This window comes from Chitinophaga sp. YR627 (genome assembly GCF_900114995.1).
Classification (GTDB): Bacteria; Bacteroidota; Bacteroidia; order Chitinophagales; family Chitinophagaceae; genus Chitinophaga.
Genome location: NZ_FOUX01000004.1, coordinates 705,720 through 727,690, shown reverse-complemented (window position 1 = coordinate 727,690; position 21,971 = coordinate 705,720). Strand labels below are relative to the sequence as shown.

17 protein-coding genes are annotated in these 21,971 nt (G+C 45.4%); 12 read left to right on the top strand and 5 right to left on the bottom strand.

The annotated features are described in order from the left end of the window. Position 1: 1 nt before the first annotated feature. Positions 2-562, bottom strand: a complete 561-nt coding sequence (locus BMZ72_RS23485) for a flavin reductase family protein (protein ID WP_089812135.1) — start codon at positions 560-562, stop codon at positions 2-4. A 154-nt stretch (positions 563-716) separates the two neighbouring features. On the opposite strand from BMZ72_RS23485, the gene BMZ72_RS23480 reads away from it, so the two are divergent. The 12 genes from BMZ72_RS23480 to BMZ72_RS23425 all read left to right on the top strand — a co-directional run bounded on the left by BMZ72_RS23480 (position 717) and on the right by BMZ72_RS23425 (position 16,230). Beyond that, complete coding sequence (locus BMZ72_RS23480) at positions 717-1,244, top strand: peroxiredoxin (protein WP_089812134.1); 528 nt, start codon at positions 717-719, stop codon at positions 1,242-1,244. A 215-nt stretch (positions 1,245-1,459) separates the two neighbouring features. Beyond that, on the top strand, positions 1,460-2,455 hold the full coding sequence (locus tag BMZ72_RS23475; protein ID WP_089812133.1) for a hypothetical protein: 996 nt from the start codon (positions 1,460-1,462) through the stop codon (positions 2,453-2,455). 327 nt (positions 2,456-2,782) lie between these two features. Next, positions 2,783-5,065, top strand: a complete 2,283-nt coding sequence (locus BMZ72_RS23470; RefSeq protein ID WP_089812132.1) for a TonB-dependent receptor — start codon at positions 2,783-2,785, stop codon at positions 5,063-5,065. Next, positions 5,062-5,478 (top strand): thioredoxin family protein, encoded by a 417-nt coding sequence (locus tag BMZ72_RS23465; protein ID WP_089812131.1) that lies wholly within the window; start codon positions 5,062-5,064, stop codon positions 5,476-5,478. Before BMZ72_RS23470 ends, BMZ72_RS23465 begins: the two co-directional genes overlap by 4 nt. Positions 5,479-5,601: 123 nt before the next feature. Continuing rightward, positions 5,602-7,875, top strand: a complete 2,274-nt coding sequence (locus tag BMZ72_RS23460; RefSeq protein ID WP_089812130.1) for a histidine kinase dimerization/phosphoacceptor domain -containing protein — start codon at positions 5,602-5,604, stop codon at positions 7,873-7,875. 238 nt (positions 7,876-8,113) lie between these two features. Then, positions 8,114-10,393 carry a tetratricopeptide repeat-containing sensor histidine kinase gene (locus tag BMZ72_RS23455; RefSeq protein ID WP_177222909.1) on the top strand — a complete coding sequence of 760 codons (2,280 nt, stop codon included), beginning with the start codon at positions 8,114-8,116 and terminating at the stop codon, positions 10,391-10,393. A gap of 208 nt (positions 10,394-10,601) precedes the next feature. Then, entirely contained in the window at positions 10,602-10,850 is a 249-nt protein-coding gene (locus tag BMZ72_RS23450; protein WP_089812128.1) for a hypothetical protein, read from the top strand. Then, positions 10,843-12,939: a sensor histidine kinase gene (locus BMZ72_RS23445; RefSeq protein WP_089812127.1), complete on the top strand. Its 2,097-nt coding sequence runs from the start codon at positions 10,843-10,845 to the stop codon at positions 12,937-12,939. Before BMZ72_RS23450 ends, BMZ72_RS23445 begins: the two co-directional genes overlap by 8 nt. A gap of 1 nt (position 12,940) precedes the next feature. Next, positions 12,941-14,386, top strand: coding sequence for a sigma-54-dependent transcriptional regulator (locus BMZ72_RS23440; protein ID WP_089812126.1), 1,446 nt, complete (start codon positions 12,941-12,943; stop codon positions 14,384-14,386). Between the two features lie 509 nt (positions 14,387-14,895). Continuing rightward, positions 14,896-15,381, top strand: a complete 486-nt coding sequence (locus BMZ72_RS23435; RefSeq protein WP_089812125.1) for a hypothetical protein — start codon at positions 14,896-14,898, stop codon at positions 15,379-15,381. 27 nt (positions 15,382-15,408) lie between these two features. Next, the gene (locus tag BMZ72_RS23430; RefSeq protein WP_089812124.1) at positions 15,409-15,705 is read left to right on the top strand and encodes a hypothetical protein; all 297 of its coding nucleotides are present in this window, start codon (positions 15,409-15,411) and stop codon (positions 15,703-15,705) included. 168 nt (positions 15,706-15,873) lie between these two features. Then, entirely contained in the window at positions 15,874-16,230 is a 357-nt protein-coding gene (locus BMZ72_RS23425) for a hypothetical protein (RefSeq protein ID WP_089812123.1), read from the top strand. A gap of 1 nt (position 16,231) precedes the next feature. Here the strand turns inward: BMZ72_RS23425 and BMZ72_RS23420 are convergent, their stop codons facing one another. The 4 genes from BMZ72_RS23420 to BMZ72_RS23405 form a co-directional block, all read right to left on the bottom strand. Then, on the bottom strand, positions 16,232-17,293 hold the full coding sequence (locus tag BMZ72_RS23420) for an ATP-grasp domain-containing protein (protein ID WP_089812122.1): 1,062 nt from the start codon (positions 17,291-17,293) through the stop codon (positions 16,232-16,234). 68 nt (positions 17,294-17,361) lie between these two features. Next, a complete protein-coding gene (locus tag BMZ72_RS23415; RefSeq protein WP_143087768.1) occupies positions 17,362-18,114 on the bottom strand; it encodes a hypothetical protein in 753 nt (250 codons plus the stop codon). Between the two features lie 87 nt (positions 18,115-18,201). After that, a complete protein-coding gene (locus tag BMZ72_RS23410) occupies positions 18,202-19,443 on the bottom strand; it encodes a multidrug effflux MFS transporter (protein WP_255373273.1) in 1,242 nt (413 codons plus the stop codon). 56 nt (positions 19,444-19,499) lie between these two features. Beyond that, a complete protein-coding gene (locus BMZ72_RS23405; RefSeq protein WP_177222908.1) occupies positions 19,500-21,923 on the bottom strand; it encodes a PAS domain-containing sensor histidine kinase in 2,424 nt (807 codons plus the stop codon). Between the last annotated feature and the right edge of the window lie 48 nt (positions 21,924-21,971).

Below are 21,971 nucleotides of genomic sequence, written 5' to 3'. Positions count from 1 at the left end.
CTTACAGGTTCTGAGATTTGAATTTGCCGGGATAAGAACGATTACTGCCTGAGATCATAAACGTCGCATCCCCTCTGTAGTGTACGGTACGGGGATATTTAGGAGAGATGGCCACATGCGCTTTTACTACTTCAAAGACAAAGAAGTTATATTTTGGTAACAGGTGTTCGTCAATCACCTTACATTCAAAATTGGCATAGCATTCCTTTATAAGGGGTGCTTTTACCTTTTCTGCCGCTACGGCTGTTAACCCAAATTTACTGAACTTATCTATTTCCGCACCTGTACTGTTGCCAATGCCGATAATCGTGTTGATCATGTCATGTGTCGGAATGTTAATCACACATTCCTTACTTTTTTTGATCAACTCAAAGCTGTAATTAGCAGCTGTGATCATACAGCCTATCATGGACGGAGAAAACTCCATCACCGTATGCCAGCCCATCGTCATGATATTCGTTGCATCTTTCCAGTGAGAGCTCACCAGTACAGTTGGTCCCGGCTCCAGGTATCGCCGGATTTCCGCAACTGGCAGGTCTTTTTTTTGATATGGCTTTTTCATATTCCCAAAGTTATCAGGTCATTATATGATGATTGCAGGTTTCATCTCACAATTACCAGACCATTGTCATTGTTAACGCTGATACCAGTCATCATTCCTGCAGCTGACAGCGCCTACTTTCGCATTGTCATTATTTCACAATCAACCCACGAACATGAAACAGGTAACATTTCTACTAACCCTTGCCCTATTGTTTGCCGCCAATGTAATGTACGCACAGTCTTCTCTGAAAGCAGGAGACAAACTGCCCTTGTTTGTTTTGAAAGACCAGGATGGAAATGATTTTGTGGTGAGTGAATATATTGGCAAACATAAGCTGGTGATCTTTTTTTATCATAAGGATGACAGTGAGATGGCTGTAAAAGAAGTCTGCGCCTTCAGAGACAGTTATCCCGACTTCAAAGCTGCGAATGCGATGATCATTGGTATAGGTATGGGAAGTGTGGAAAGCCACAAGGCCTTTCAGGAGCAGCATCAGCTGCCGTATGTGCTGCTGAGTGATCCACAAAATGAAGCATTGAGGCTGTTTGGTACGAAAGCAGGTTTCTTTCACGATATGAGGGAAACGTTTATTACTGATCTCGGTGGGAACATCACATATACCTACCGCGGCCATTTTAAAAATGGAGAAATCTACTCCGGTAAAGTGCTGGATTATCTCAGAACTGACGGAGTCAACTAATAATTATCTATCCTATACCCTATACACCCTCTGCTACTTGTGAAAGACCAATAAGTAGTTCCTGTGAGAAAAAAATAAGGTCGATTAACAAAAAAAGCAGGCTCCCCGGGCATATTCATCCCGGGGATTTCTTTTTTTTGTGTAAATTAATGGAGCCAACTGGAAATTGTCACCGGTAGCTCATGAGGGTCCGACTTGACAAGTTAGAAAACGATATGAGAAAAATACTATTTATCCTACTGATTCCTTTCACCGCGTTTGCGCAACAGGTTGTTATTACAGGACAAGTACCGGACAGCCCGGATAGTATGGACGTCTTCGTCTATAAACCCATAGGAACTTACTTCAATTCCCAATATAAACAGGGTGTAGGCAAGGTGGTAGAACACCAGTTTAAGTTAGTAGTGCCAATGACTACACCTGGCTTCATTACGATCGAAAACAAATATGTGAAGTCGGTTCTTTTTGTAGAACCGGGCGACTATGTCGATATCGGCATTAGTCGTGAGGGTAGTCAGGGGAAGAAATTGTATAAGGGAAATAATGCCGCCGGACATGAATTATTCAACAATGATACGCCACTCTCCGAAGATAAGATGGCTGGTCTGATGGAACAGGTCCTCGATACAGCTAAAACTGTCAATGGCGCGTTATGGGGAATGCGTAACAACCTGTCAGAATTGAAAAGCCCGTTACTGGTATACCTGAGAAAAGGAGAGATTTCTGTAGGATTTTATGAGAATATGGTCACCACGCTCGAAAGCCGGCTGTTGTATAATTTCCTGAACGCCGTCGGCAACCGCCTGGATAAACCCGAAACCAGGAAAAATAAAGCACTGACCGAAAAAGAGATGAAACAGCTGTTACAGGATGCTGTAGACCTCTTTGATCCATTTGATGAGAAATACACCTCCAGTCCTGACGCGAGTCAGCTGGTGGCTAAAAAATGCTACCTCCTGAAAAAGGGCTATCTCCGTGGGCCAGCCCCGATGACAGATTTCTGGCTGCATTTTGAAGAACCTTCCCGTATTTACGCATACGCACCCTCTGCCCTGCTTGAAATGAATGCCGGGAACGAATTTCTGGCATATCTTAATAAACGTCCTTCCGATAAGGCTAAACAGTACGCCCTCCTGGACTACTTCAAATACAATTTCCCAAGGAGTGTATATCTGCCGGCCGTAGAGGAACTGATGACTAAAAAACGCTAGATACCCTGCCATTTGGCAGAAAACGATATAGAAGCTGTCCGCTGAAAGGCGTGACAGCTTTTTTTGCTCCATAAACTCCCTGAAAGGGGATTCCTCTATCGCCTTACTAAGATGTCATTATACCGCTATTTGTCCGTTCATGAACGGGCAAATAGCGGTATAATAGCGATGTAATAATGGTATAATACGAATAAAGCATAGCGATTTCTGACAATGCCTGGTTAATTATGTTTTTTAATATTACTAATTTATGGAGTGGTTAATTTTAAATAATTAGTTAGATTTGTCTAAAATAATAATTTAGACAAGGCTAAATAATATTACAAAATGATCCGTATTTATACTTTAGTATATTTAAAAATAGCATTACTTGTTATACTGGCATTTCCCTCGGTCGCCCAGACGTCTGCACCGACTGGTACCATCAGTGGGAGTGTGTTATCTGATGGGCAGCCTTTGTACCTTGCGAATGTCATGCTGGTGGAAAATAAGGCAGGCGCCGCTACAGATTCGACCGGGTATTTTCATATAAATAACCTTAAACCAGGTACTTATACCCTGAAGGCCTCCGCGACGGGATATACCGTTTTTACGCGCAAGGTAACCGTTACCGCCGGTGGAAAAGCAAACATTCAGATCCGCTTGCAGGCAGATGTTACCAAACTCAATGACATCGTAGTAACCGGTACCCTGAAACCCGTCAGCCGGGCAGAAAGTCCGGTGCCGGTGGAAGTCTATACGCCTAAATATTTCCAGAAAAATCCATCCCCCTCCCTGTTTGAGTCCATCGGTATGGTGAATGGGGTACGTCCGCAGCTGAACTGTAATATCTGCAATACCGGCGATATCCACATCAACGGGATGGAAGGGGCTTATACCCTCATCCTGATTGATGGCATGCCCATTGTCAGTGCCTTATCCACCGTATATGGACTAAGCGGCATCCCTATGAGTATGGTGGAACGTATTGAGGTCGTAAAGGGGCCCGGTTCCTCTCTTTATGGCTCCGAAGCCATGGGTGGGATTGTGAATGTGATCACTAAAAATCCCATGAAGGCGCCATTACTGAGTGCGGACGTCTATAGCACCTCCTGGGGGGAATATAATGTAGATGCAGCCCTGAAAGTCAAAGCCGGTAATGCGCAGGGATTGATAGGTGTCAGCTATTTCAACTACCAGCAGCCGAAGGATAATAATAAAGATGGCTTTACTGACCTCACCCTGCAAAACCGTATTTCTGTCTTTAATAAATGGGGCTTCCATCGTAAAGAAGACCGTCAGGCCAGTATTGCCGCCAGATATGTATATGAAGACCGCTGGGGCGGAGATATGCGCTGGAATAAATCCTGGCGTGGCAGCGACAGCATCTATGGGGAAAGTATCTATACAAAGCGAGTGGAACTGATAGGTATGTATCAGTTGCCGGTAAAGGAAAAGATCATGCTGCAATACTCCTATAACCGGCATGAACAGAACTCCTACTATGGCAAAACGCCCTATATGGCTACACAACATGTAGGTTTTGCACAGCTCTACTGGGATAAACAGCTGGGCGAAAAGCACAACCTGCTGACGGGTGCATCCTATCGTTATACCTGGTATGATGACAATACGCCGGGTACGCTTTCAGAAGATGGTAAAGTGAATATCCCCGCAAAGACACCGCTGCCAGGTGCTTTCATACAGGACGAATGGTCTCTGGCAGATAAGCATAAGTTGCTGTTAGGCTATCGTTATGACCATGATAAATACAACGGAAGTATCCATTCTCCCAGGATTGCCTACAAATGGGCCCCCAATACAGACAATACCCTGCGCGCCAGTTTTGGAACAGGATTCCGTGTTGTAAACCTGTTCACAGAAGACCATGCCGCGCTGACCGGTTCCCGTCAGGTGGTGATAGCGGAAGCCCTGAAACCGGAAAAGTCTTACAACGCCAACCTGAATTATGTACTGAAGATACCGATGAACAACGCGTTCCTCAACCTGGATGCTACCGGCTTCTACTCCTATTTCACCAATAAGATCAACGGAGATTTTGATGTAGATCCCAATAAGATCATCTATGATAACCTCCGTGGACATGCAATATCCCAGGGGATCTCTTTAAATGTAGACGCCGCTTTCGCATTTCCGCTGAAAGTACTGGCTGGATTGACCTATCTGGATGTATATCAGGTAGATGAAGATGATGCCGGTATCCCGCAGAAAAGCAGACAATTATACGCACCTGAGTGGGCCGGTACATTTACGATCGGATATAGTTTTCCTTACAACTTCGGTATAGACCTTACAGGTAACTGGAATGGTCCTATGCGCCTGCCGGTACAGCATAACGACTTCAGACCCGATTATTCACCCTGGTTTCTGCTGGCAAACGTGCAGGTAACAAAGAAGTTTGCCAAAGGATGGGAAGTGTATGGGGGGGTGAAAAATCTGCTGAATTACGTACCTGAATACGCCCTGATACGTCCTTTTGATCCATTTGATAAATATGTGAATGACCCGGTGAACAATCCGAATGGTTATACTTTCGATACAGAATATAATTATGCCCCCTTACAGGGCGTCAGGGGATTTCTGGGCATACGATACAATCTCTATCAATGAAAACAGCCCTGCTATCCATCACCTGTCTTATAAGCAGCCTTGTGCTGTTACTACCGGCTCATGCACAGCATGGGCCGGTAACTTTTGCCCAGCTGAAAGACAGTATGGCTATACAACCCCGGCCTGTTGTGATCGAACTCTATACCACCTGGTGCAGCTATTGCAGAATCCAGGAAAAACAAATAAAACGTTCTCCCGCGTTACAACAACTTTTATCCGAAAAGTATTATTTTGTCAGCGTGAATGCTGAAAGTGCCGACTTTGCTGCTTTTAACGAAATTATCGATCCCGTAGCATTTAAACAGGTGGCCTATCCTGCCTGGATCATACTGGATACACATTACCGGATGAAAGATTTCCATGCCGGGCTGCTTAAAACCGATGTCTTAGCGGAATGGCTGCAAGTGAAATAAATATGTCAATTGCCCTATTATCGAATCTATTGTATATATCATCGAAAGGCGGGAAATATTAAAAACAATGTCGGATCATTGTGCTTCGCCTCCGACTGCAGAGAGATATTTAAACGTTGATCTATGAACAGGCTTTTACTGGTCCTCCATTTCGTGCTGTTGGGCATACTACCCGGTATGGCCCGGCAACAGTATGGCGTATCCATCCCTGTATTACAACGTTCGCTGGAAAAAAGCACGACTGATACCGGAAAGATCCGGCTCTCACTGGCCATCGCAGAAGCCTATATTCGTCTTCCCGGCGCCGGACAGAAAGATATGGATAGTGCATTCCTATATCTGAAAAAAGCCTCCGCCCTCAATACATATAGCCGGATACCCCGCTGGGAAGCCCGTAGTTATTACCTCCAGTCAAAAGCATATCGTGAAAAAGGCCTTTATACAGAAGGCAAAGCAGCTGTTGTTAAAGCCAGACAAATACTGACCGCCCTTCATTACCCCGGTGACATAGCAGATGTGCTCATGGAGACTGGTCATTACTATAGCATAGATATAGAAGCTGAACTGAAGGAAAGGATCCATTTGTACGAAAATGCCATTATCCAGTATAGAATGGCAGGTAATACCGCCGAAGAAGCCTATGCCTGTAAAATGACGGGCGACTGTTACCATTGCTGGGGGAAATATGATGAAGCCCTGCTATACCTGAATAAAACACTTGCAATATATAAGAAAACCGGCCGTAAGGACTTACAGGGGATCTATGATCTGCTGGGAACGATCGCCACCGGTAAAGGAGATTACAGTCAGGGACTGACTTATGGTTTGCTGGCATTGAAAACCGCTGAGGAACAAAAAGATAGTTCATTGCAGCTATGTACGATCCTGAACCGGCTCAGTGTTACCCTATATGAACTGGGCGACTATCAACATGCGCTGGACTTCGCACAGCGGTCGCTGAAAATAGCCAGTCACTATAGGGATACTACGGCTATTCTGACCGTAAGTACGAATTTTATTACCATCTACCTGAGAGATAATCAGCCGGCAAAGGCACTGGAACTCCTGAACAGAATTGTCGAACTATATAAAGAACCCATTCAGAAAGACCGTATCTGGATCTCTACAAACCTGATCCGATGTTATGTGCAGCTGCAACAGCTGGACAAGGCCGCTGCTTTTGTACCTGGTTTGCTGACCATCTCCGCAAATATGTCAAAGTATAATTATTATCAGACCATGATCTACTCGGCCCTGGTAATGTATTATATACATGCAAGGCAATTTGAAAAAGCCGCAGGATTTTGTGCGTTACAGGCAGAGGTCTGTAAGCAGATAGGTCAGTTAAATGGACTGTCTCACAACTATCTGCAATGGTTCCGGGCTGATTCCGCTTTGGGAAATTATCCGGCGGCGATCCGGCATTATAAAGATTACAAGGTACTGAATGATTCCCTGTTCAGGATCTCCAAAGCGGGTGAGATCGCCAGACTGCAGGTACAGTACGATTTTGACCAGAAGAATAAGGATATCACCCTAAAGCAGCAGAATATAGAATTGCTGACCCGTCAGGGTCTGTTACAAAGAGCCGCCCTGAAGGAGGCGCGTCTGACCCGTAATATTATCATCTTTGGCGCTGTTATGCTTTTGCTGCTGTTGATATTAAGTTACAATCGCTATCAGCTGAAACAGGCCAGTAACAAACGGTTGCAGCAAAAACAGGAAGAGATCTGGTTGCAGAACCAGTCCTTACAGGGGCTGATAGATGTACAGGAGAAATTACTGGAAGAGAAGGAATGGCTGGTAAAGGAAATACATCACCGGGTGAGAAACAATCTGCAGATAGTAATGAGTCTGCTGAATACGCAGGCAGCTTATCTCCATAACAGCGATGCACTGGAAGCCATCAGTGAAAGCCGGTATCGTATGCAGGCTATTTCACTGATCCATCAGAAATTATATCTGTCTGCCAACATGGCCCTGATCGATATGCAGAATTACATCCGTGAACTGATAGCTGGTCTGAAAGACAATTTCGGCGGCTTACAGCAGCTCTATTTTGATATCAATATCGCCCCGGTAAAGCTGGATGTATCCCAGGCTGTACCCGTGTCCCTGATACTGAATGAGGCACTGACCAATGCCATCAAATATGCTTTCCCCAAAAATGAGAACGGCATCATCTATGTCTCACTCCAATATATAGGGGAAGCACAATTATTATTACGTGTAGCTGACAGCGGACATGGTTTTCCTGCCGGCTTTGACGTCTATACTCATGGTACTATGGGCATCCGCCTTATAGAGACATTGACAGAGCAACTGGAAGGAACGCTTGAAATTAAAGAAGCGCCGGGAGTGTCTGTACAAGTGTCTTTTAAACAGCAAAAGAGCTGATTAACCCTACAGGCATTGACTGATACCTTAAAATTGCGTATTTTCACGCGGTCTCAACCTACTATGCCATATTTTGAAAGCCATCATCATGGCCAGACCTTACAATGAGCAAATACCGGTAAACAGGAAAGTAAGTTGCTGTAAAGACAGCACAGGGTCTGTCAGCGGAAAGAGATGTACTAAAAAACGATTTATGAACAGGTTACTATTGCTTATTTGTTTAGTAACAATATGTGTTTTGCAATGTGTTGCACAGGATAAGACGCCACTACAGGATAAGCAGCTCAGCGTCTTGCTGATGAAGGAAAAGCCGGACGAACAGGATATTAAACAGCTTTTTACCTGGGGAGAACACTACATTAACAGACCCGGAATATTGCCAAAAGATATAGATAGCAGCATTCTATGCGCTAATAAGATGCTCAATGCCGGTATAAAACAGCACAATGACGGCTGGCAGGGGCAGGCCTGTATGATCTATTCCAAGATATTCCGGGAAAAAGGAGAGCTGACAAGAGGGAATGAATATGCCCGGAAGGCCAGAATGATGTTTGAACGTGCCCGTCAGGATGAATTACAGGGGGATGCATATGTGGAATTGTCCAGGTATATTTCTTATGAGGATGATGAAAACCTGGCAGAAGCCATACATGACCAGGAAATGGCGGTCAAACTATATGCGAAAATAGGTAATCACCTGAAACAGGCAAATACGCTCACCTTACTTGCCGACTACGTGATTGGTGTCCCTGACATGTACAAAGCGATTGAACTGTTGCACCAGGCAGAAGCATTATATAAGAAGATCGGTTATACACACCTGGGAGGTGTATATGATCTCCTCGGACTGGCATACAGATCGACCGGCGAACTAAGCGCGGCGCTCGACTATCAGCTGCGGGCCATAAAGGAAATAGAATCGATCGGTGATACGACACAGTCACTGTCTACTGCTTACAATGGTCTGGGTATGATGTACTATGAGATGGAGACTTTTGAAAAGTCGGTGGATGCGTATAATAAGGCATTTACTATCGCCGAAAAACTGAAGGATACGACCTCCATGCAATATATCACTGGTAATCTTGCTAACTCCTATATCCGTCTTAAAAACGGTGTTGCTGCCTTACGTGTGCTGAAGCGGGAGGAACGCTTTTTCCCTCCTGCGGGAGAAAAACCTAAAGTGCTGCTGGAGGTGGCTATGGTACATGCTTATATAGCAGGAGATAAACTGGATGCAGCACGCCCCTATGTAATGCGATTGGTGGCAAAAGAGAAAACCATGGACCGGAATGACGTGAACAGATTTCAACTGCTCACTGCCACCTCCAGTTTCTATTATATGACCCGACAGTATGAAAAGACGATCGAAGAATGTGAGGAAATAGGCTTTATCACAAAGAAATACAGCATGCTGGCACAAGAGGCGAGAAACTACCGTATGTGGTACAAAGCAGATTCCGCCAGAGGAGATTTTTCGTCTTCTATCAGGCATTTTCAGCTGTATAAATTCTATAGTGATTCCCTGTTCAGCGTCAGGAAAACCAGTCAGATCAACCAGCTGCAGGTGAAGTTTGATACGGAAAAGAAGGACCAGGCCCTCGAACTGAAACAAAAGAGTATCGAACTGCTGACCAGGGATAGTCAGCTGCAAAAAGCCGAATTAAGAAGAGCCAGATTCACCCGGAATGTGATCATTTTTGGCGCAGTCATGCTTGTCATCGTCCTTTTACTGGGATATAACCGTTATCAGCTGCGATTACGTAGTAACCGCCAGCTCAAGGTACAGCAGGATGAAATTAATCAGCAGAATCTGTCCCTGCAGGCACTGATCTCCTCGCAACATAAACTGCTGGAAGAAAAGGAATGGTTAGTAAAGGAGATCCATCACCGGGTAAAGAATAACCTCCAGATTGTCATGAGCCTGTTGAATACGCAGGCCGCTTTTCTGGATGATAAAGATGCCCTGAATGCGATCAGAGAGAGCCGTTTTCGGATGCAGGCGATTTCCCTGATCCATCATAAACTCTATCAGTCAGAAAATATGGCCCTGATCGATATCAACGTCTATATACACGAACTGATCCATTTCCTGCAGGATGGCTTTACAGGGGCCAGCAGGATACGATTTGATATGCAGATAGCTCCCGTTAAGCTGGATGTGTCTCAGGCTGTACCCATTGGACTGATTCTGAATGAAGCGATCACCAATGCGATCAAATACGCATTTACCGATAACGGTACCATATTGATTTCCCTGCAGTTTACCGGAAGAGATCAGCTTACGCTGGTGATTGCAGATAACGGTAAAGGATTCGCGACAAATGCTGTTACAGGTGTCAGGAAATCAATGGGGCTGATGCTGATGCACACGCTGAGTGAACAGCTGGATGGCTCCCTGGATATTCAGAGTGAAAGTGGTGTGGTAATAACAGTCAACTTCAGGTATCAGGAGCCTGAACCGGCGCAGGAAACAGCAGCATCAGCATTGAGCTCCTCCTATGGCGTCATGTCTTAATATTGTTTTAAATGATGATTTATCCCTATGTTATAAGTGGTCTATACGGTCTTGAAAAAATGTTGTATTTTCAGCTGTCAATCACACAATTAAGCGAACAAGCCATTTCTTGAGAAATAACAATTGCTGACGAACCGATCCTTAGCGTAACAAGAAAACAACATTAAAAGTAGAACCTCAGACAAAGAGCGTATTAAATTATTTATCTATGAATTGGCAATGGGGGCTTTCCAACTGCCTGACAGGATACTTATTGCCATATGTTGTCCAAAACAGCATACGGTTATCTGTTGATGAAAAGGTGGACCTGAAGCGTACCTTATGGGAACATTTGCAGGAGATATTGAACATAGAGAGCAGGATCGGTGTAATACTTACAGTCAACTTTAAATACCAGGAGAAACAAGCTTTTACCGGATCGGGAGCACTGGAGAAGGAAATCTCAAACTATGCCTGACACCATCGGGGACTATATAAATTTCTGCCGGAAAATGCTACGCTGGTGCTGTTGTGTACTGTTTTGCATCTGGACGGATCATACATCCGCACAACAAAATACCTTGTTGCCATTTCCCCTGCCGGAAACAGCGCAATATCCTGTTCCTGAGGGTATAGCAGACGTCTGGATGAAGGTGGCACTGGATTATAGTATCTATTCAGACAAAGAGCTGGTGCAGCGTATTGCCTGTTATGAGCAGGCGGTTCATCTTTACCGTAAGGCGCTTAACCGCCGGAAGGAAGCAGATGCATTACAGATCCTTGGCGACTGCCATAATCACCAGGGTTCACTGGCGCCTGCTGAAAAGGAACTGTTACAGGCACTGACTATTTATAAGGAAATAGGATATACCGCTTTACAGGGCATCTATGATCTTCTGGGGAATGTAAACGGGCAAAAGGCCCACTATGATGTTGCATTGAAATATGGTTTCCTGGCTGTCCGGACGGCAGAAGCACAACAGGATTCCAGTTTGCAGTTATGTACTATCTACAACAGACTTGGACTGACTTTATACCATCTGGCAGAGTATAACAAAGCGCTGATATATTTTAAAAGATCATTGGGTGTTGCGTATAAATGGAAGGATACTGCTTCCATACTGACATTGGTTCCGAATATCGCCAGTACTTACTGGCGGCTGGGACAACCCCGGTTAGCAATCGGTATACTGACATCCACAGAAAAGCGATACCCGCTTACTTATGATGAAGACAGGATCACTTTTGCCGCCGGATTGTGTCTTAGTAATGTCAGTATGGGGCGATATGATGAAGCTAATGTGTATGTACAAAAACTGCTGAACTTATCCAGTAAGTTTGATCGCTATAATTATGTCCAGGATGTCATATATGTAGCATTGCTGAACTATTATCAGGCGATAGCAGATTATGGGCATCTGCGCTATTATGCCCGGGCTTACGAAGAATATTGCCGGCGTGGTGGATACGCTTATGAACTGTTGAACGATTACGCGTATCTTTTCCGTGCAGATTCTGCACTAGGTAATTTTGCAGCTGCGATTGACTATTACAAGCAATATAAATTGTTGCAGGATTCTCTTTATGGAGAAGAAAAGAGTCATCAGATCGCGCAGTTGCAGTTGCAATATGATGCCGAACGTAAGGATCATGATCTGCAACTGAAAGAAAAAAGTATTCAGCTGCTGACAAGAGAAGGCTTACTGCAAAGCGCTGCATTGGAACGTGCACGTCTGGAAGGAAATATGATCATCGGTGGTACAGCGATGCTGGTGTTGATGCTTGTATTGGGGTATAATCGTTATCAGCTGAAGCAACGGATCAATCGTGACTTAACTTTGCAGCAACAGGAGATCAGTCAGCAGCATCAGTCCCTGAATGTCCTGGTTAACCGGCAACGGAAGCTGGTGGCAGAAAAGGAATGGCTGATCCGGGAAATACATCACCGGGCAAAAGATAATCTCCAGATCATTGTTCGTCTGCTGAATACACAGGCGGGCAATGTAGATGATCAGTCAGCACGGGCTGCTATCCGGGAAAGCCGGCATCGTATGCAGGCCGTTTCCCTGATTCATCAGAAACTGTATCAGGAAGATAGTGCAGCAGAACTGGATATGGATATATATATCCGGGAACTTGTTGCATATTTTAGAGACAGTTTTGACGGATTACACCAGATTTCATTTGATTTGCATCTCACGAAGGTATACCTGGAAGTATATCAGGCGGTGCCTATCGGGTTGATCCTGAACGAAGCCATCACCAATGCATGCAAGTACGCTTTTCCTGCGGGGCAGGAAGGTGTGATCACTATAGTGCTTAATTATGTGGCAGAAAATTATCTGCTGCTATCTGTGAAGGATAACGGTACAGGACTGCCAGCTGATTTTGGGATACGTAAGCGGACATCCATGGGAATTATATTAATGGAAACCCTGACAGAACAACTGGAAGGTAATCTATCCGTGACAAACAAAGATGGCGTAAGCGTCATCGTAATATTTAAACCACAACATAATAGGGGAACGATTCCCGGCTTACTGAAATTAGTAAATAAAACTGCGTAGTATGGAAGAAAAAATCATGATCGTAGAGGACGAACTGATTGTAGCAGGTGATATACGATTAACACTGGAAAGAGCAGGATATAAGGTGTCAGGCGTTGCCCGCTCTGTACACAGGGCGCTGGAGATTATCGACGTAGAAAGACCTGATCTCGTATTACTGGATATCTATCTGAAGGGCGATCAGACAGGCATTGACCTGGCGGTTGAACTGAATAAACATAATATACCTTTTGTGTATCTGTCCGCTAACTGCAACAGACAAGTGCTGGAGGCCGCCAAGGTGACTCAGCCCTATGGTTTTATCGTGAAGCCATTCAGGGAAAAAGACCTCCTGGTAACGCTGGATATTGCACGTTACCGCTACGAACATCATCGGGTCTTAAAGGTGAAACCAGGCGTTGCATCACAGTCCGATGACCTGCGCTTACCTGCATTGCCTGTACAGCAGCAACCGATACCGGAAGTAAAGAAAGAAGTGGCGCCTCCTATCCCCAATTTTGAGGGTATTATTGGTAATAGTGTGCCTATGCAGCGTGTGTTTGAACTGATCCGTCAGGTTGCGCCACTGGATACTTCTGTGCTGGTATTGGGAGAAACCGGAACGGGTAAGGAAGGTGTAGCGAATTGTATCCATCATCTGTCTCCCCGTAAAGCCAAACCATTCGTCAAGGTGAACTGTGCGGCATTGCCTACACACCTGATAGAATCAGAATTGTTCGGTCATGAGAAAGGCGCCTTCACAGGTGCGCTGGAAAAGAGGATCGGTAAGTTTGAACGTGCTGATGGCGGTACTATTTTCCTGGATGAAATAGGCGATATGCCGGCTGATCTGCAGGTGAAATTACTGCGTGTATTACAGGAAAAGGAGATAGAAAGAATAGGTGGTAATGGACCTATAAAAGTGAACGTTCGCATCATTGCGGCGACTAACCGTAATCTGGAAAAAGAGATTGCAGAAGGACGTTTCCGGCTGGATCTCTATTACAGATTACACGTATTCCCGATCATGTTGTCTGCACTGCGTGAGCGCAGGGATGATATCCCTTTGCTGATCGCTCACTTCATCCGCTTATACGCAGCAGCAACAGGTAAAGCTGTATCTGATATAGCACCTGCTGCATTAAGGCAACTGATGGATTATGCCTGGCCGGGGAATGTACGTGAATTACAGAACCTCATTGAAAGAAGTGTATTGTTATCGCGCGAAAGCATCATCAGAGAAGTGATCTTACCTGTGAGTGTAAAGAAAGAAACAACAGTTGTGTCTACTGAAACAGATATTAAAACAATTGTGGAATTAGAAAGGGAACACATACTTACTGTGCTGAAAAAGTGTAATCATAAGATATCTGGTCCCGGCGGAGCCGCAGAGCTATTGAATCTGCCGCCATCTACACTGGCATCGAAGATGAAAAAACTGGGTATTGTAAAAAGACATACATTATAAAGTTCTCCATAAAAAGTACAACAGAAGAGTTGATTAGGCAATTGACTTTCGGGCGCTGTGTTAGTAGATTTGTAACAGATTCAGCAAGCGAATAAAAAGAAACAACAGAGCGGATGAAATAAGCAGAATAGTCGAAGAAACAGTCGCATGGTTTTAAGTGAAGATAGTCGGCAATTATTAGCTTATAAGGGATAGGGAGCAGTCTGTAGACGATAGGCAATAGTTCAGGTGGCACAACGCACATAGAACGAATCAAAGCTTAATCGGACATAGTTAAAAGACAGGACAAACAACAAACCCGTGTTTTGCTATGGACTATAGTCTATCGACTATGGACTGCTAACTAAAAGTGTAGCGCTGAAGTTATCAAAGAGTATATCCTTCCTTTTATTCATACAGTGGAGCTTGATTGTTAATGGCCGTTTCTCTCCAGGAACGGTCCTTTTTTTCGTAAGGGCCGAAGGGACGCAGTTCGTATATTTGCTGCATAACCCACAATCCCTCCGATAATGAAAGATAAGTCAATCATCGCTGATCAGTTGAATGACCTGGAAGAGTTAATGGTCCCCCGCAGAAAAGAATTGCTGACATGGTGGCTGAAGTTTTTCAGTGCGATCTTTGTTGTGACCGGCACCCTGGGTGTATTAAGTTATCCATATATGTTTCTGACAGATAGTGATCCACGGGTGGCATTGTATGGATTAGAAAGCGCGAATCGTACTTCTTTTCTTATGCTGGTCATTACTATACTCTTTATCCTGAAAGGTATCGCCTCCTTCGGACTGCTCGCAGAAAAGGAATGGGCGGTGGATATAGGGCTTGCAGATGGATGGATGGGGATCCTGGTCTGCCTGTTTGTGATGATCTATAATTATTTCGGACCGGCACACGTATTTGCACCACTGGGTCTTGAACTGCTGCTGTTGTCGGCGTATGTAGTGAAATTGCAGAAAATACGTACTGACTGGAAACGGGGACGCGGCAGGGTAAACTAATTTTCACTCACTCAAAATAGACGTTTTATGGAACATCATTATGATACTGTTGCCAATGCGATCACCGCTTTGAAAAACCAGGGATTTACGGTTGATTTTAACCTGGAAGGGAACTACCTGGTGAATGGAGATGACAAGATCGCGCTCAGTGAATTTAATATAGTGGATATTTATCGTTACGAAGGCGATACTGATCCATCTGATGAAGCAGCAGTATATGCAATAGAGTCAGCTGATGGCATAAAGGGGGTATTGGTGACCGCATATGGTCCTTCTGCTGATACCTTGAGTGAGGAAATGCTGGAGAAGTTAAAAATCAGATAGTCTCCCCGCTACGTGGTTTTTTGTAAACAAGCTGTGGTAACGACGGGGTCGCTCGTGGTGATGTTATTTTAACAAATATTTGATTTGCATTACCATTTATATCGAATAATAGTACATGTCTGTGTATTGGTGCGGTATTTGAAATTACTTTTATCCGATATATATAGTATGTACGAACTCCTACAGATAAGAGCGCAGCTGGAGACTATGCAGTATAAGAATACAGGTAGTCTGTTTGAATTGAGGATGGTATTGATGAATACCGGTACCTTGCTGACTTCCAGGCATCTCGCAAACCAGCGGGGTGAAAAGGATGTAATGACCTCAAAGTTATTATTATTGACCTTCCGTAATGTGCGGAATTACTATCATATCCTGGAAACTACCCAAGAGGCGCATGAACAGTGTTTTAAAAACATCAGAGAGCTGGCATTACAGGATTTGGTGAGTTTATTCAGAAAGCTGCGGCCGTCTAACGTGGTCAATATGTCGCAGGAACAGCCTGCACTCAGCGCAGTCCGTTAATCTACATACGCCATTGCTGGCGTAACATATTCTCCAGCAGATCAGCAAATGTCCAGCCTATCTTACGGGCAGCCAGTGCTGACAGGCTATCCTGGTCCATCCTATGGGGACGGGAAGCGCCGGTCATATTAGGTTTCATATTCAGGTCAAACAGGAAATAACGGCCTTGTTCATCCTGGCGGCAATCAATCCTTACAGGCGCCTTCGCACCCACCAGTGCCGCCGCAGATTCACATTGTTTACATAAAGTAATGATAGCCGCCGATTGCAGTTGCGCATCATCCAGCACCCTGCTGTTATTCACAACAGCGACAGTGCCGTTATAAGGAGCTACGCCATCCTCGTGATTGAAACGTTCTACTGGTGGCAAACTCCAGTAATTGATTTTTTCCTGACAGATATCTTTGAGCATATACTTCCCCGGTGGCATGACTGTAATGGTCACTTCCCTACCGGGGAGGAACTTTTCTACGTATACAGCAGTACCATATTTATCTTCCGCAAACATCTCTGCAAGGACCTTATTCAGCCCTTCCGTTGTATCCACCACCTGTACACCGTCACTTCCCCTGCCCCGGATAGGTTTAGCAACTACCGGAAAGGAGAAATTCAGCTGGTAATCGTGCAGGTTGTCTTTGTTGATCAGGATAGCCGGTGGAATGGGGAGGTTGTTTTTTTGCAGGAGTTTATTGGTGGTCCATTTGTCGTCATAAAGGTCAGTATTCCGGGGTAGTTGTCCGACAGCGGCGATCCCTCTTTTCAGAAATGCTTCTACCGGGTGACCATTATACAGGATGGTATTCAGCCATAATACCTGGGCGCCTTTAGACAGTGCATGGAGTATACCCGCTTCCGTATCAGGAAATACCCAGTCAAGATCGATCATGAGCTGGGGATGCATCACGGGGGTGCTGACCGGTACCTGTTTTTCACGCAGTGCATAGGCAATATCTGCTCCGCTGTCTGAATAACCTCCGGGCTTCATAGGTTTCAGAATGCCGTTCCTGGCGGGTGGTTGTTGCGCCTGATAGAGCAGCGCGACTGGGGTACCGGTTACTGACATGGTCAACTGTTTAAAACGTGAATGTAAAGAAAAATACAATCTCCTCACTGCAGTGTAAGCCCGGGTAATTATGGTTGGGCAAGTCTTCTTCCCAGGCGTTCATAACGGGCTGGTTGCACAAATACCAGGCTGTTATGATCTGCATATTTAACCAGTCTTTCCTTCAGCTCAGTACTCATCAGCACCTTGTTCAGCAGGAGGTAGATGGCATGATTATCAGGCATACACCCTTTGGTATTGGAAAAGGTAATGGTATGCAGGATGTTGTTCAGTTTAGCATAGATCGTGTACTTGATCTCAAAAGTGGATAGTTGTTTGAAGCCGTAGCAGACTTCCAGTTTGAGGTGATTATCCGCCAGTATATCCTTCATGGAAGTCATAATCAGATCACTGTAGTTCACTGGTTCTCCCGCACATTCGTTCAACAGTGGTGCAAATACCTTGTTGTATTCAAGGATGGCTATTTCCTGGGTAGGCGCTGTCTTTTTCAGATAGTCACCCGGTGGTAGGAGTGTTTTCCGGAAAGTCTCCATTTCATTCACTATCCTGATATATTCCTGTATGTTATACCTGGCAGGCATCAGGTTGGCGATTTCTTTTTCCCCTTCGGGAATATGACTGCCGGAACTGACAATTTCCTGATCCCAGCTTTTAGCGATGTTTTGTTTCAGGACGTGAAATTCTTCCTCCGTAACGGGATGGCTGGTGTATTTATAGTTACCCACATCTACATTGATCTTCAGATCGAAGTTTTTGTTGGCAGAGTGACGGTTACACTGGAAACTGCATATGACAAGCAGGAATATGATTAACTTTTTCATAGGATATATGGCTGGGGCTAAGATAAAAAAGAACGGCCATATGATCATGGCCGTTCATGTATAGTCATATTTTTATGTGCAGCTTTTTTAGTGGAGCACCACCGCATCACCTCCATCATGCAGGAAAACGGGATTGGTAATACGTAATCCTCCGAGGAATAATATCGCTACTGATATCAGTGCTGTTGCCGCCATCAGCATGGTCATAGGGACCGGAGACGTTGCGTGGAATAAACTGGCAACAGTAGATGCCAGTCCGCCGATACCCATCTGCAATGCGCCCATCAGCGCAGCTGCTGTACCTGCATTCTTCTTAAACGGTGCTATACTTAGTGCAGAAGCATTTGGATTCGCAAATCCGAGACAGCTCAGATACAGGAACAGCATGATAATAGTCGATGTCAATCCGAACCATCCGAGGTAACTGCCAGCAAAGAAGACGATCCCGATCAGGGCTTGTCCTACAAGGGCAATACGAATGATCTGTTCACTGCGGAAATAACGTAAGGTCAGACTGTTCAACTGACTGGAACCGATGAACCCAACGGACAATCCTGCGAAGATCCAGCCGAAATGCGTTTCAGACACATGGAAGATGTTCATGAATACTACAGGGGAAGATGACACATATACAAACAGTCCGGAGAACGCAAATGCGCCGGTCAATGCATAGGTATAGAACTGTGGCTCCCGCATCACCGACCAGAATCCACTGATAATAGGACCTGGTTTCAGTGACATGGAGGTATCCGGCTGATGACTTTCAGGCAGAAAGGCAAAGCAGGCGATCATCAGCAGTAATCCCATTCCTCCCAGTACGATGAAGATAGCCTGCCAGTTCCAGGCAGCTGTAATATAACCACCAATGGTTGGCGCCAGCATAGGAGAGGCGCCTACTACCAACATAAGTAGTGCAAAAACTTTCGCACTATCTTTTATCGGAAACAGGTCACGTACCATAGCAACAGAAGCTACTGCCGCTGCACAACTACCAATAGCCTGAATAAAGCGGAGCAGTACAAAAGATTCCAGTGATCTTGCCGCAATACATCCTGCGGAGGCGATCAGGTAGACGATCAGTCCGGCGTAAAGCGGTTTCTTCCTGCCAAAACGGTCCAGTAAGGGACCGTATAATAATTGTCCCGCGGAGATACCGATAAAGTAACTGGCGAGTGATAATCCGATACGTTCTGTAGGGACATGCAGGTCTTCTGCGATGGCCTGGTATCCGGACAGGTACATATCTATTGAGAATGGCCCTAATGCGGTCATGGTACCCAGAATTAAAATCAGGGACCAATACTGCCGGGCTGGCATTGTTGCTTCCATTAATAAGTATTTGAGAGTGCAAAGCTATTTAAACATATCGGGAAATCCCAATTTCCCTATCGCATGATAGGAATAAGGATGTGGAAGCTGGCGCCCTCATTGACTCTTCCGGTGGCATAAATCTTTCCGTGGTGGTTGCTGACCACTTTTTCGCAAAGTGCGAGACCGATGCCGGTACCGGAGTAGACGTCGCGGGTATGTAGTCGTTGAAATATGGTAAAGATCTTTTCCGCATAGCGTTGTTCGAAGCCGATACCATTGTCGCTGACGATGATTTCATACCAGTTCCATGATGGATTCAACTGTGGATGCGTGGAAATGTCTGTTGCGGGTACGGGGCGGCCGCTGATATTGATGGTTGGAGTAACGTCCTGCCGGGAGAATTTGATAGCATTACCAATGAGGTTGAAGAAGAGTTGCCGTATTTGTAGTGGTACGGCAGCTATCTGCTGCAGGGGCGAGACGTTCAAAATTACCTTTTTTTCTTTAATAGCGAGTTCAAAATCTTCTTTTACTTCCTCTATGATGCCGTTGAGATCGGTGAGGAAGAAGGTGTTCTCGGCTTTATCCAGTCGGGAGAAATTCAGGAGATCATTGATGAGCGCCATCATTCTGTTGACGGACGCGTCTATTTTATTCAGGTATTTGCGTGTAAAAATATCCGCTGTATGATCTGTTCTGTTCTGAAGGATGTCAGAGAATATTTTGATCTTTCTCAGTGGTTCCTGGAGGTCATGGCTGGTGACATAGGCATATTGTTCCAGGTTATTGTTGACCCTTTCCAGGGTCTTATTTGCTTCCTTGAGTTCTATATTGGCGATGCTGAGTGCACGGGTCCTTTCATTGACCAGGCGTTCCAGTTCCTGCTGGCGTTGCCGCTGCTCCGTAACATTCTGGGTGATCCCAATGATCATATAGGGCTGGCTGATATCATCCAGAAAGACTTTACCGGAGGTATGCATGATACGTTTTTCACCTGTCCGGAAGTTGGTGAGTTCGTATTCCACATTCATAATCCTGTCAGAGCCGGGCTGTAACGCACGGTCGATGGCATTGGTCAGAATAGAAGGATCGGTGATGCAGGCAGTGGCTTCTTCGATGGTGATGGTTTCACCAGGGGAAGCGCCAAACCATTCCTGTATACGATCGGCGAGTACGACTTCTCCGGTTTGCAGGTTTATTTTCCAGTCACCCAGTTTCGCTACTTCGATGGCATTGCGCAGGTTTTCTTCTGCTTCAGCCAGTTTCTGGCGTGCTTTCACCTGTTCGGTTACTTCCATGGCAGTATTCATAACTGCATAGATCTCTCCCTGTTCATCCCGGAGCGCCTTATAGGTAAAGTTGTAATAGGTGGGTGATAGTATGCCGTCCCGCATCAGCATAACCTTTTCTTCGATGGCTTCGTATGTTTCGCCGGTGTCGTACACCTTGTCAAGGATATCAAAGAAGGGTTGTCCTTCCAGTTCGGGTATGGCTTCGCGGAAGGTCTTGCCGACAACGGAAGCGTCTTTTTCCCAGGCTTTCAGGATGGCATCATTAACTGTCCGGATCCGTAATTCTTTCCCTACGTATATACCGATGGGTGTTGGAGAATGGGCGACAAAGCTTTTGAATTGCTGTTCGCTTTGTTCTGCTTTTCTGCGTTGCATAACGGAAGAGGTTACATCGATCGCATGCACCAGTATTTGTATGACCTTTCCTTCCGCATCGCGGATAGGCTGATAAATAAAGTTGAAGAATACAGGTTCCCGTTCGCCGGTGCCTTTACGATCGAGACCTACTTCAATTTCGTGGCCGATGAATGGTTGTCCGGTACGGTATACGTCATCCAGGAGTTCGAAGATTCCCTGATCTGCCAGTTCGGGAAGGGCTTCCCGGATCGGTTTACCTACGATACTACGATCTGTCCCAATCGTTTCCATATACAGTTTATTCGCCAGTATGTATACGTGTTGCGGACCGCTGAGTACGGCAATAACTGCCGGTGTATCCATGAGCAGCTGATAGAAGTTTTCCCGTTCAGCAGCTGTTTCGGATGTGGCAGGACGCGTATGGACCGGCTGCGTTGCAGGAGGTGTTGTTTTCTGCGAATATTCGATGGCCATCACGATCGTGCGGGCGACCAGGCGAATGAAATGCAGTTCTGCGGGAGTGGGTTGCCGCCCGGATTTATAACTGATCTCAAAACTTCCGAGGGCATTTCCTTGTTTTCCTGTCAGAGGTGTGGTGCAGCACACCGCGCCCGGATGAGCGGATAGTTGTCCTGCCAGTGAAATAGTGGCGATCATGTCCTGGTCTGGTTGTTGTATCCAGGTAATGATCTGTGTAAGTATATCCTGTAAAGGGATACCTGCTGACAGCATTTCCATTACATCCGTCTGATGTTGTAGTAGTGCTTCCAAACGGAATGTGTCCCCGGAACGTTCATGCTGTTCGTTATGCTGATGAAGGGATGTCTGCTCATTTACGGTGCTGCTCATAGTATCAGGAACGTGGCTTGGCGTGTTCGTGAAATAAAGATAATGGAA

What these genes read in the sequence shown, in the direction of transcription:
- BMZ72_RS23485 (WP_089812135.1), bottom strand. Translation starts at nt 562, where the DNA reads ATGAAAAAGCCATATCAAAAAAAAGACCTGCCAGTTGCGGAAATCCGG.
- BMZ72_RS23480 (WP_089812134.1), top strand. Translation starts at nt 717, where the DNA reads ATGAAACAGGTAACATTTCTACTAACCCTTGCCCTATTGTTTGCCGCC.
- BMZ72_RS23475 (WP_089812133.1), top strand. Translation starts at nt 1,460, where the DNA reads ATGAGAAAAATACTATTTATCCTACTGATTCCTTTCACCGCGTTTGCG.
- BMZ72_RS23470 (WP_089812132.1), top strand. Translation starts at nt 2,783, where the DNA reads ATGATCCGTATTTATACTTTAGTATATTTAAAAATAGCATTACTTGTT.
- BMZ72_RS23465 (WP_089812131.1), top strand. Translation starts at nt 5,062, where the DNA reads ATGAAAACAGCCCTGCTATCCATCACCTGTCTTATAAGCAGCCTTGTG.
- BMZ72_RS23460 (WP_089812130.1), top strand. Translation starts at nt 5,602, where the DNA reads ATGAACAGGCTTTTACTGGTCCTCCATTTCGTGCTGTTGGGCATACTA.
- BMZ72_RS23450 (WP_089812128.1), top strand. Translation starts at nt 10,602, where the DNA reads ATGAATTGGCAATGGGGGCTTTCCAACTGCCTGACAGGATACTTATTG.
- BMZ72_RS23445 (WP_089812127.1), top strand. Translation starts at nt 10,843, where the DNA reads ATGCCTGACACCATCGGGGACTATATAAATTTCTGCCGGAAAATGCTA.
- BMZ72_RS23440 (WP_089812126.1), top strand. Translation starts at nt 12,941, where the DNA reads ATGGAAGAAAAAATCATGATCGTAGAGGACGAACTGATTGTAGCAGGT.
- BMZ72_RS23435 (WP_089812125.1), top strand. Translation starts at nt 14,896, where the DNA reads ATGAAAGATAAGTCAATCATCGCTGATCAGTTGAATGACCTGGAAGAG.
- BMZ72_RS23430 (WP_089812124.1), top strand. Translation starts at nt 15,409, where the DNA reads ATGGAACATCATTATGATACTGTTGCCAATGCGATCACCGCTTTGAAA.
- BMZ72_RS23425 (WP_089812123.1), top strand. Translation starts at nt 15,874, where the DNA reads ATGTACGAACTCCTACAGATAAGAGCGCAGCTGGAGACTATGCAGTAT.
- BMZ72_RS23420 (WP_089812122.1), bottom strand. Translation starts at nt 17,293, where the DNA reads ATGTCAGTAACCGGTACCCCAGTCGCGCTGCTCTATCAGGCGCAACAA.
- BMZ72_RS23415 (WP_143087768.1), bottom strand. Translation starts at nt 18,114, where the DNA reads ATGAAAAAGTTAATCATATTCCTGCTTGTCATATGCAGTTTCCAGTGT.
- BMZ72_RS23410 (WP_255373273.1), bottom strand. Translation starts at nt 19,443, where the DNA reads ATGGAAGCAACAATGCCAGCCCGGCAGTATTGGTCCCTGATTTTAATT.
- BMZ72_RS23405 (WP_177222908.1), bottom strand. Translation starts at nt 21,923, where the DNA reads ATGAGCAGCACCGTAAATGAGCAGACATCCCTTCATCAGCATAACGAA.